6 protein-coding genes are annotated in these 11,199 nt (G+C 68.9%); 4 read left to right on the forward strand and 2 right to left on the reverse strand.

The annotated features are described in order from the left end of the window. Positions 1-54 precede the first annotated feature (54 nt). Positions 55-4,086, forward strand: coding sequence for a phosphoribosylformylglycinamidine synthase (purL, locus tag AAN986_RS09000; protein WP_047218380.1), 4,032 nt, complete (start codon positions 55-57; stop codon positions 4,084-4,086). Between the two features lie 78 nt (positions 4,087-4,164). Here the strand turns inward: purL and AAN986_RS09005 are convergent, their stop codons facing one another. Beyond that, positions 4,165-5,004, reverse strand: a complete 840-nt coding sequence (locus tag AAN986_RS09005) for a TIGR03915 family putative DNA repair protein (protein WP_047218381.1) — start codon at positions 5,002-5,004, stop codon at positions 4,165-4,167. A gap of 15 nt (positions 5,005-5,019) precedes the next feature. After that, the gene (locus tag AAN986_RS09010) at positions 5,020-6,339 is read right to left on the reverse strand and encodes a putative DNA modification/repair radical SAM protein (protein WP_047218382.1); all 1,320 of its coding nucleotides are present in this window, start codon (positions 6,337-6,339) and stop codon (positions 5,020-5,022) included. Positions 6,340-6,820: 481 nt separating this feature from the next. Between AAN986_RS09010 and AAN986_RS09015 the strand changes: the two genes are divergently transcribed. The 3 genes from AAN986_RS09015 to AAN986_RS09025 all read left to right on the forward strand — a co-directional run bounded on the left by AAN986_RS09015 (position 6,821) and on the right by AAN986_RS09025 (position 11,181). Continuing rightward, positions 6,821-8,281 (forward strand): SWIM zinc finger family protein, encoded by a 1,461-nt coding sequence (locus AAN986_RS09015; protein WP_016450773.1) that lies wholly within the window; start codon positions 6,821-6,823, stop codon positions 8,279-8,281. After that, on the forward strand, positions 8,278-10,032 hold the full coding sequence (locus AAN986_RS09020) for a DUF5691 domain-containing protein (RefSeq protein ID WP_047218383.1): 1,755 nt from the start codon (positions 8,278-8,280) through the stop codon (positions 10,030-10,032). Before AAN986_RS09015 ends, AAN986_RS09020 begins: the two co-directional genes overlap by 4 nt. Positions 10,033-10,098: 66 nt before the next feature. After that, positions 10,099-11,181: an AAA family ATPase gene (locus AAN986_RS09025; RefSeq protein WP_016449186.1), complete on the forward strand. Its 1,083-nt coding sequence runs from the start codon at positions 10,099-10,101 to the stop codon at positions 11,179-11,181. Positions 11,182-11,199 lie beyond the last annotated feature (18 nt).

Here is an 11,199-nt window from a genome sequence, read left to right on the forward strand (position 1 = left end):
CGGGCGGGGCCGCAGGGCGCTTTTCACAAGCCTCCTCACCCAACAGGCCGCCACGTGACCTTGCATCTGACACAGTTCGAGGGTGGAAACGCTCTCAGCTCGTTCCGCGCCCAGCAGCTTCTGACCGACCTGGTCGCCATCCATCCCAAAATCACCGGCATTGCCGCGCGTTTCGTGCACCTGGTGGCCACGGACGCCGCACCCACGCCCGCATTGCAAGAGCGCCTCCAGGCGCTCTTGACCTATGGAGATCCCTACGAAGGCCCGCAAGGCCCGGCCGATGGCACCGCCCTGGTGGTCACCCCGCGCCTGGGCACGATCTCGCCCTGGGCCTCCAAGGCCACCGATATCGCGCGCAACTGCGGCCTTGAAGTCTTCCGCGTCGAGCGCATCACCGAGTACCGCGTGGTCCTCAAGAGCGGCCTGCTCGGTGGCAAGCCCGAGCTGTCGGCCGAGCAGACCGCGCAGATCGCGGCCCTGCTGCACGACCGCATGACCGAATCGGTCTTCGCCACGCGCGCCGAGGCCGAGCAGCTGTTCTCCGCCCTGGAAGCCGCTCCCATGGAGTTCGTCGATGTGCTGGGCGGCGGCCGCGCGGCGCTGGAGACTGCCAACCGCCAATGGGGCCTGGCCCTGGCCGACGACGAGATCGACTACCTGGTCGACGCCTTCAAGGGCCTGCAGCGCAATCCCACGGACGTGGAGCTGATGATGTTCGCGCAGGCCAACAGCGAGCACTGCCGCCACAAGATCTTCAACGCCCAGTTCACCATTGACGGCGTGGCCCAGGACAAGAGCCTGTTCGGCATGATCCGCAACACGCACCAGGTCTCGCCCCAGCACACGGTGGTGGCCTACTCGGACAACGCCTCCATCATGGAAGGCCATGAGGTCGAGCGCTTCGTCGCCACCTTCGAGGCGGCCCTGGACAAGATCAAGGCGCCCAGCTACCAGAAGAAGAAGGCCGTCAACCACGTCCTCATGAAGGTGGAGACGCACAACCACCCCACGGCCATCTCCCCCTTCCCCGGCGCATCGACTGGCGCGGGCGGCGAGATCCGCGACGAGGGCGCCACGGGCCGCGGCTCCAAGCCCAAGGCCGGCCTGTCGGGCTTCACGGTCTCCAAGCTGTGGGGCAGCGAAGTGGGCAAGCCCGAGCACATCGCCAGCCCGCTGCAGATCATGATCGAGGGCCCGCTCGGTGGCGCGGCCTTCAACAACGAGTTCGGCCGTCCCAACCTGACCGGCTATTTCCGCGAGTACGAGCAGCAGGTCGGCGTGGGTGCCGATGCCGTGATGCGCGGCTACCACAAGCCCATCATGATCGCGGGCGGCCTGGGCGTGATCGACTCCGAGCTGACGCGCAAGATCGAATTCCCCGCCGGCACCCTGCTGATCCAGCTGGGCGGCCCCGGCATGCGCATCGGCATGGGCGGCGGCGCTGCCAGCTCCATGGCCAGCGGCACGAACGCGGCCGAGCTGGACTTCGACTCCGTGCAGCGCGGCAACCCCGAGATCGAGCGCCGCGCCCAGGAAGTCATCAACCACTGCTGGGTCCAGGGTGACAAGAACCCCATCCTGGCCATCCACGACGTGGGTGCCGGCGGCCTGTCCAATGCCTTCCCCGAGCTGACCAACGATGCGGGCCGTGGCGCGCGCTTCGACCTGCGCGCCGTCAACCTGGAGGAATCCGGCCTGGCGCCCAAGGAAATCTGGTCCAACGAAAGCCAGGAGCGCTATGTACTGGCCATCGCTCCCGAATCGCTGGCCGAATTCACGGCCTTCTGCGAGCGCGAGCGCTGCCCGTTTGCCGTGATCGGCACGGCCACCGAGGAGCGCCAGCTGGTGCTGGAGGACACGGCCGTGGCCTCGGGCGACCAGAAGTTCCCCGTGGACATGCCCATGAACGTGCTGCTGGGCAAGCCGCCCAAGATGCACCGCGACGTGGCCACCGTGCAGCGGGAGCTGCCGCCCATGGACCTGACCGGCGTGCCCCTGGAAAAGGCCGTGATCGATGTGCTGGCCCACCCCACCGTGGCCTCCAAGCGCTTCCTGATCACCATCGGCGACCGCGCCGTGGGCGGCCTGACCCACCGCGACCAGATGGTCGGCCCCTGGCAGGTGCCCGTGGCCGACGTGGCCGTCACGCTGGCCGATTTCCAGGGCTTCAAGGGCGAGGCCATGGCCATGGGCGAGCGCACGCCGCTGGCGGCCATCAACGCGCCGGCGTCGGGCCGCATGGCCGTGGCCGAGGCCATCACCAACATGCTGGCCGCGCCCATCGAACTGTCCAGGGTCAAGATGTCGGCCAACTGGATGGCGGCCTGCGGCGAGCCCGGCGAAGACGCGGCGCTCTACGCCACCGTCAAGGCCGTGGGCATGGAGCTGTGCCCGCAGCTGGACATCTCGATCCCCGTGGGCAAGGACAGCCTGTCCATGCGCACCCAGTGGAACGAGGGCGGCCAGGTCAAGAAGGTGACCTCGCCGGTCAGCCTGATCATCACGGGCTTTGCCTCCATCGACGATGTGCGCGGCACGCTCACGCCCCAGCTGGACGCCTCGGAAGACGACAGCACCCTGGTGCTGGTGGACCTGGGCCGCGGCAAGATGCGCATGGGCGGCTCCATCCTGGGCCAGGTGCTGGGCCAGACCGGCAACGAGACGCCCGACCTCGATGACGCCAAGGACCTGATTGCCCTGGTCGATGCCGTCAACGACCTGCGCGCCAAGGGCCAGATCCTGGCCTACCACGACAAGGGCGACGGCGGCCTGCTGGCCACCGTGGCCGAGATGGCCTTTGCCGGCCATGTGGGCGTGGCTATCAACGTGGACATGCTGGTCACCGAAGGCGACGGCATCAGCGACAGCCGCATGGACTCGGGCGAAGGCAAGAACTGGGCCTCCCAGATCAGCGGCCGCCGCGACGACATGACGCTGCGCGCGCTGTTCAACGAAGAACTGGGCGCCGTGCTGCAGATCCGCACGGCCGACCGCGCCGCCGTGCTGCAGACCCTGCGCGAGCATGGCCTGTCCACCTGCAGCCACATCATCGGCAAGACGCGTCCTGCCTCCTCCAAGGTCGATGCGGGCAAGGGCGAGCTGCAGGTCTGGCGCGATGCCAAGTCCGTCTTCGGCGCCTCGCTCAGCGACCTGCACCAGGTCTGGGATGCCGTCAGCTGGAAGATCGCCCAGCAGCGCGACAACCCGGCCTGCGCCGACAGCGAGCACGCCGCAGCCGGCGAGCCTGCCGACCCGGGCATGCACCTGCACCTGACGTTCGACCCGGCCGAGAACCCGGCCGCACCCTTCCTGAACCTGGGCGCGCGGCCCCGCGTGGCTGTGCTGCGCGAGCAGGGCGTGAACTCCCATGTGGAAATGGCCTACGCCTTCACCGAGGCCGGCTTCGACGCCGTGGACGTGCACATGACCGACCTGCAAAGCGGCCGCGCGCAGCTGCAGGACTTCGCCGGCGTGGTGGCCTGCGGCGGCTTCAGCTACGGCGACACGCTGGGCGCCGGCATCGGCTGGGCGCGCTCCATCACCTTCAACGACAGCCTGTCCGCGCAGTTCCAGCAGTTCTTCGGCCGCAGCGACACCTTCGGCCTGGGCGTGTGCAATGGCTGCCAGATGTTTGCCGAACTGGCCGATATCATTCCCGGCGCCCAGGACTGGCCGCGTTTCACGCAGAACCAGAGCAACCGCTTCGAGGCGCGCCTGTCCATGGTGGAAGTGCTGGAGTCGCCCAGCCTGTTCCTGCAGGGCATGGCCGGCAGCCGCCTGCCCATCGCCGTGGCCCACGGCGAAGGCTTTGCCAACTTCCGCTTCCGCGGCAATGCGGACAAGGCCATCGCCTCCATGCGCTATGTGGACAACCACGGCAAGGCCACCGAGCAGTACCCGTTCAATCCCAACGGATCGGCCGGCGGTCTGACGGCAGTGACCACGGCCGATGGCCGCTTCACGGCCATGATGCCCCACCCCGAGCGCGTGTTCCGCAACGTGCAGATGAGCTGGACCAACGGCGACAAGTCGGAATTCAGCCCCTGGATGCGCGTGTGGCGCAACGCCCGCAAGTGGCTGGGCTGATGCACTGAGCGACGCTGCAAAGCAGACAAAGGCCCTTCGGGGCCTTTTCTTTTTTCTGTTTCTTTTTGGCGGCTGCCGTTACGGCGCCAGCATCTGCGCCGTGCGCGCGCGGGCCTGCTGGACCAGGGTGGAGATCAGCACCGTCTCGGGCAGGTTGTGCCAGTAGCGGCGCGGCATCTCGCGCAGCATGGCCTGCTCCTTCAGGCGCGCGGGGTTGAAGGTGCTGGCGTAGTAGGTCAGCCACAGGGCCTCGCCCGCGTCGGCTGGCGGGGCATCGCTGCGGCGTGCGCCGGGCGCCAGGCGCAGCGCATGGCCGTCCCAGTGCACGCTGCATTGCGGCGTGAGGATGGCCCAGTGCATGTTGGCAAAGCGCTTGCAGAAGAAGGGTGCCGCCGCGCGCACGATGTGGTGCTCGGGCTCGAACCAGGCGATGTGCAGCTCGGGCAGGTTCTGCCGCTGGGTCGTCCGAAAGCGCACGAAGGCGTGCATCTTGTGGATCTCGCGCGAGACGGGGCGGGCCAGGGCCTCGATGGCGCGCCAGTCCGCATCCAGCGCATCCAGCCGCAGTTCGGGCCGGGCCTGCATGCGCGCCAGCCAGCGGTGGCAAAGCTCGAAGCGGCCTGCCGCGCGGTGCATGCAGGCATGGCGCAGGGCGGACATCTGGGTGTCCGACAGGGACAGCCCTGCCTCGCCGGGGCCGGCCAGCCCGGCGAGTGCCGAGGCGGGCATGGCCTGCTGCGGCGCGCTGGAAAACAGATCCACCCCCGCGCCGAGTGGCTGCGCACCCCGCGTGTCGGGCCACCGCCAGCGCACCACAGCGGGGTCGGCGCCGTGGGCCAGCAGCGCCCGGCAGGCTGCGCGAAAGCCGGGCCAGTCGTCAGGGCTGTCGAGTTCGATGGTGAGGGCCTGTCCGTGCATGGCGTGCTCCAGGTTCTAGAACAGGCTGGCCTGCAGTGCGCTTTGCACGCGCATGCCGCTGTGCCGCGCCTGGGCCTGGCTGGCCTGCGACTGCGCGATCAGCCGCGTGCGCAGCGCGGCCGAGTCGGTCTCGCCCAGCAGGGGCCGGTGGCCGTCGATCAGCACGAAGGGCAGGGCCTTTTGCACGGGGGCGCGCAGCCGCAGCAGATCGTCCAGCCGCAGCCTGCGCACGCGGCGCGCCGCCAGCAGGCGGTCCACCGTCTGCGTGCCCAGGCCCGGCACGCGCAGCAGCAGGCTGCGCGGAGCACGGTTGAGGTCCACGGGGAACTGCTGGCGGTTGGCCAGTGCCCAGGCCAGCTTGGGGTCGATCTCCAGGTCCAGCATGCCGTGGCGGCTGGCCGCCGCGATCTCGCCCGCCCCGTAGCCGTAAAAGCGCATGAGCCAGTCGGCCTGGTAGAGCCGGTGCTCGCGCATGAGGGGCGGCGCCTGCGGCGGCAGGTCGCGCGAGGCATCGGGAATGGGGCTGAAGGCTGAGTAGTACACGCGGCGCAGGCCGTAGCCCGCATACAGCGTATGGCTGGATTCGAGGATGTCGGCATCGGTTGCGCGGTCGGCGCCCACGATCATCTGCGTGCTCTGCCCGCCCGGCGCGAAGCGCGGCACGGCGGCGCGCTGCGCGGGCGCGCCGGGCAGGGACTGCGCCTGGCGCTGCTCGCGCGTGGCCGCGCGCCAGGCCTGCACATGCCGGTCCACGCCCTGCATGGCCTGGCGTATGCGCCGGCCGTCCTTTTCAGGCGCGAACTGCGCCAGGCCGCTGGCCGTGGGCAGTTCCACATTGATGCTCAGGCGGTCGGCATGGCGGCCTGCCTGGGCCAGCAATTCGGGCGCGGCATCCGGGATGGTCTTGAGGTGGATGTAGCCGCGAAAGTCATGCTCCTCGCGCAGGCGGCGCGCCACTTCCACCAGTTGCTCCATGGTGTAGTCGCTGGAACGGATGATGCCGCTGGACAGGAACAGCCCCTCGATGCAGTTGCGCCGGTAGAAGTCCAGCGTCAGCTGCACCACCTCGGCCACCGTGAAGCGGGCGCGCTGCACGTTGGAGCTCTTGCGGTTGATGCAGTAGCGGCAGTCGAAGATGCAGACATTGGTCAGCAGGATCTTGAGCAGCGAGATGCAGCGCCCGTCGGGCGCATAGCTGTGGCAGATGCCCATGCCGGTGACCGAGCCCATGCCCTTGCCGTCCAGCGAGTCGCGCCCCTGCGATCCGCTGGAGGCGCAGCTGGCGTCGTACTTGGCGGCGTCGGCGAGGATGAAAAGTTTGCGTTGCAGCTCCATGGCTGTATGAATATACAGTATATTTGCCTGGCACATCCAGTTTTTGGAGAGCCCATCCCCCAGCCAGGGTCTGGTCCGGCCTTGCCTGGCTCCGGTTTGAACGCACTGTCGGGCTATCGCAATGGCCAGCGGATTGCAATGGTTGCCAGTGCAATGGAATGAAACCGTTTTCAGTGCGCAATGAGTGCTTGCTTTCAATGGGTGGAGATGTGCATCGCAGGAAATGGTGAATGCGTGTTTCCTGCGTCTTTTTGCAATGCCTGAAGGCTGGTACGGCTTGGTGCCATCAATGCATGCGCTGATATAGCGCAGCTGGCTGCGCGCCATGGGGTTCCCGGTTCATGGGAGAGAGGTTTGACGTTGTTGTGATTTGTTTCAAATTGCCGATAACTATTGCTGATAGGCTTTCGGGCTTGCCGGGCGCGGTCGTTTCTTCATTCAATGCGCCTGGCGATGACAAACACTTGGAGAGGGAGCTTCGGTGTCGCGTGTATTAGGAACAGAGAGCGAAGTGCTGGCGCTATCGCCGGACGCTTCCTCCAGCAAGGCCGCCAAGGGGCTGCAATCGCCCGCCAAATGGCCCACCATGGGTGCCAACGATGTGGCGGTGTGGGGCGAGTGCCAGGGCAGCGGCAGCAAGCCCTACCAGACCCAGGTGGACCTGTCGGGACCCTCCTTCAAATGCTCTTGCCCCAGCCGCAAGTTCCCCTGCAAGCATGGGCTGGCGCTGATGCTGATGCGTGCGGGCGGCCAGGTCACCGAGGGCGGCGATCCACCGGCCTGGGTGCAGACCTGGCTGGACAGCCGCCAGGAAAAGGCCGAGAAGAAGGAGGCCAAGGCAGCCGCCGCGGCGGCCGAGCCGCCACCCGATCCCGAGGTTGCGGCCAGGCAGCAGGCCAGGCGCGAAGACAAGCGCTGGGACAAGGTCGAGGCGGGCCTGCAGGAACTGTCGCTGTGGATGCAGGACATGGTGCGCGCGGGCCTGGCCAACCAGGCCGGCGACTCCCAGATGCGCCAGCGCTGGAACACCATGGCCGCGCGCATGGTCGATGCGCAGGCCACGGGCATGGCGGCACGCATCAAGGACTGCCGGGATCTGGTGGACAGCCACCGCGACTGGCCACGCGACATGCTGGTGCAGCTGGGCCACTGGCAGCTGATCATCGACGCCGTGCGCCGCCGTGAATCGCTCAGCCCCGAGGTCAAGGCCGACGTGATGGCCGCGCTGGGCTGGCCCATGGACAAGGCCGAAGTGCAGGCCAGGGGCCAGCTGGTCGAGGACGAATGGCTGGTGGCCGGCCTGCGCATGATCGAGCGCGAAGGCCGGCTCATGGAGCGTCGCGTCTGGCTGCACGGGCAGCGCACGGGCCGCATGGCCCTGGTGCTGGACTATGCGCAGGGCGGGCGCGGCTTCGAATCGGCCTGGGTGCCTGGTCATCGCTACGGATGCGCGCTGAATTTCTACCCGGGCCATGCGCCGCTGCGCGCCATTGCCGCCAACGGCAACGGGCCTGCGCTGCCTGCCGAGGGCGCCAGCCCGCTGGACACCTCGGCCGTGGGCGACGTCCTGCAGCAGATGGGCCGGCGCATTGCCGCCAACCCGCTGCAGGCCACGCAGCCGCTGTGCCAGGACGGGTTGCGCCTGGTGCCTGCCCAGGGCCAATGGTTTGCGGCCTGGCCCGATGCGCCGGGCGCATCGGCGGCTGCGCCCGGCGTGTCTGCCGACGGCACTGCCGCGCCTGTGCAACCCGTTCCCGTGGCCATTGACGATGCCGAAGCCTGGCGCCTGCTGGCGCTCAGCGGCGGCGCGCCCATGCAGCTGTTTGGCGAATGGGAGCCCGGCCCGGCCGTGGGCCGCTGGCGCCTGCTGAGCGCCTGGCAGGCCCGCGAGGGCGAAAGCGCCCGGCAATGTATCTGGCAGAACCAGGGTGAACCGGTATGAGCAACACACAACTTTGGACTGCGCTGCAGCAATCGGCCATGGTCGGCTCGGACCGGCTGGCCGTGCCGCCTGCGCTGGCTTCGGGCGTTGATCCGTCTGCCCCGTGGTCGCAGCAGGCCGTGCAGGCCGCGCTGCTGCCCCGGGCGGACCTGCCCGGCGACTCGCCCGCCCAGCAACTGCTGCGCGCCAGCGCCGTGGCGGCCGTGTTCGAGCGCGCAGGCTGGCAGCCCGGCGCGCAGGTGCGCCTGCCGGCACCGCTGGCCGTGCCGGCCGCGGCGCCTGCAGAATCGCGCCCCGCGCCTGCCGATGCTCGCCTGCAGACCCTGATGGGCGACGTGCTCAAGGACGGACCGTTCGAGCTGCAGGCCTCCATGCTGCGCACCCTGGACCAGGCCGGCCAGCGCCTGCCCCATGACCTGCTGGTGCCTGCGCTGGAGCAGGGCCGCCAGTCCGTGGAGCTGCGCCAGTGGCTGGCCCCGGTGCTGGGCGAGCGCGGGCGCTGGCTGGGCGCGCTCAATCCGCAATGGAGCTATGCCAGCGGCGTGGAGGAAACCGCCGACCCCGAACTGGTCTGGCAGGAGGGCTCGGTCGAGCAGCGCGTGGCCCTGCTGCGCAGCGAGCGCGCGGCCGATGCCGCCCAGGCCCGTGCGCGGCTGGAAGGCAGCCTGAAGGAGCTGGGCGCCAAGGAGCGCCTGCCCATGGTCCAGGCACTGACCGTGGGGCTGGGCATGGACGACGAGCCGCTGCTCGAAAAACTGCTGTCCGACCGCAGCAAGGAAATCCGCGAGAACGCCGCGCAAATGCTCTCGTGCCTGCCGGACAGCGCGCACAGCCAGCGCGTCATGGGCTGGATGCAGTCCATGCTGCAGCAGGACGACAAGGGCCAGTGGATCGTGGAGCCTCCCGAGGAAGGCCTCAAGGAATGGGAGCGCGACGGCATCACGCTCAAGCCCGATGCCTACTTCCGTGGCGGCAAGAAGGCCTGGCTGCTGGAGCAGATGGTGCAGCTCACCCCGGTGTCCTTCTGGACCCGGGCCCTGGGCCTGACACCCCTGGAAGTGATGGAGTGGAGCCGGCGCAGCGACTGGAAATCCTCGCTGCGCCAGGGCTGGGTGCGGGCCCTGCAGTACCAGCTGGACGTGGAATGGATCGATGCCGCCCAGGCCCTGGGCCGCGACATGCGCCACGATGCGCTGCTGCCCGCCCTCATGGCCCGGCTGTCCCCCGAAGAACGCGAGTCCCGCTGGATTGCCCAGTTCGAGCGCGACAGGCACAAGCTCATCGACGCCATCGAGGGCATGTCCCAGTCGCTGGGCGGTGCCGAACTGCTCTCGCCCGCGCTGTCGGCGCGGCTGACCGAGGCACTGCATGTGGCCGTGGGCGGCAAGCAGATCACGGGCAACTGGCACAGCTACCGCGCCGACCAGGCCCTGCTGTCCTGCGCGCGCATGCTGGACGTGACCGCGCTGGAGCGGTTTGCCGAGCTGTGGCGCAAGCCCTCGGTGCTGGATGCACAGGTCGAGCCCGAGCCGGAGCCCCCGGCCGAGCCTGTTGCAGAGACCGCAGCCGCTTCGGCATCTGCAGCAACAGCCGCCCCGGCCATTCCCCTCACGCCCCAGCAGCAGGCGCGCCTCGAGCGCAGCCGCGCGCGGCCCTGGGACGAGGAGCGCATGCGCGGCCACCTGGAGCGCATCGTCGAGCTGCGCCTGGGCCTGCACCAGGCCTTCATCGCACTGCGCGGCCAGGCCTGAGGCCGGGCCCGCTTTGCCACCCACCCCCTACCGAATCCCATTCCCATCCCTTTCCGGAAGCACACCATGAGCCAAGTCCTGCGCCAGCATGCCGAACAGCAATTCGCCGAAGAACTCGAAGCCCTGCGCAAGGTGGACGACCGTCCGCGTCCGCCCAACTGGAAGCTGTCGCCCTGGGCCGTGCTCCAGTACCTGATGGGCGGCAAGCTCGGCAACGGCTTCGAGGTCAGCCCCAAGTACATCGGCAATCCGCGCCTGATGGAAATCGCCGTCTCCACCCTGGCCACCGACCGCGCCCTGCTGCTGTACGGCGTGCCCGGCACGGCCAAGTCCTGGGTGTCCGAGCACCTGTCGGCCGCCGTCAGCGGCGACTCCACCATGCTGGTGCAGGGCACGGCCGGCACCAGCGAGGAGCAGCTGCGCTACGGCTGGAACTACGCGCAGCTGCTGGCCCACGGCCCGTCCGAGAAGGCGCTGATTCCCAGCCCCCTGGTCAACGCCATGAAGCTGGGCAAGATCGCCCGCATCGAAGAGCTGACCCGCATCCCGGCCGACGTGCAGGACACGCTGATCACCGTGCTGTCCGAAAAGACCCTGCCCGTGCCCGAGCTGGGCACCGAGGTGCAGGCCGTGCAGGGCTTCTCGGTCATCGCCACGGCCAACAACCGCGACAAGGGCGTGAACGAGCTGTCCAGCGCGCTCAAGCGCCGCTTCAACACCGTGGTCCTGCCCGTGCCGGCATCGCAGGACGAGGAAGTGCAGATCGTCACCAAGCGCGTGGCCGAGCAGGGCCGCGCCCTGGCCCTGCCCGCCGAGCCGCCGGCCCTGCAGGAAGTGCGCCGGGTGGTGCAGATCTTCCGCGAGCTGCGCAACGGCCAGACCGAGGACGGCAAGACCGTGCGCGTGAAGTCGCCCAGCAGCACGCTGTCCACGGCCGAGGCCATCTCGGTCATCAACAGCGGCATGGCGCTGGCCGGGCATTTCGGCGACGGCGTGCTGCGCGCGGGCGATGTGGCCTCGGGCCTGCTGGGCGCCGTGATCAAGGACCCGGTGCAGGACAGCGTGGTCTGGAAGGAATACCTGGAAACCGTGGTCAAGGAGCGCAGCGACTGGAAGGACCTGTACCGCGCCTGCCGCGAGCAGCTCTGAAGCCCGCACTCCCGCTCC

The sequence above is a fragment of the Delftia sp. DS1230 genome (assembly GCF_040112715.1).
GTDB lineage: Bacteria > Pseudomonadota > Gammaproteobacteria > Burkholderiales > Burkholderiaceae_C > Comamonas > Comamonas tsuruhatensis.

Excerpts from the sequence above, each read along its gene's own strand:
- AAN986_RS09025 (WP_016449186.1), top strand. The coding sequence starts at position 10,099 with ATGAGCCAAGTCCTGCGCCAGCATGCCGAACAGCAATTCGCCGAAGAA.
- AAN986_RS09010 (WP_047218382.1), bottom strand. The coding sequence starts at position 6,339 with ATGGAGCTGCAACGCAAACTTTTCATCCTCGCCGACGCCGCCAAGTAC.
- AAN986_RS09005 (WP_047218381.1), bottom strand. The coding sequence starts at position 5,004 with ATGCACGGACAGGCCCTCACCATCGAACTCGACAGCCCTGACGACTGG.
- AAN986_RS09020 (WP_047218383.1), top strand. The coding sequence starts at position 8,278 with ATGAGCAACACACAACTTTGGACTGCGCTGCAGCAATCGGCCATGGTC.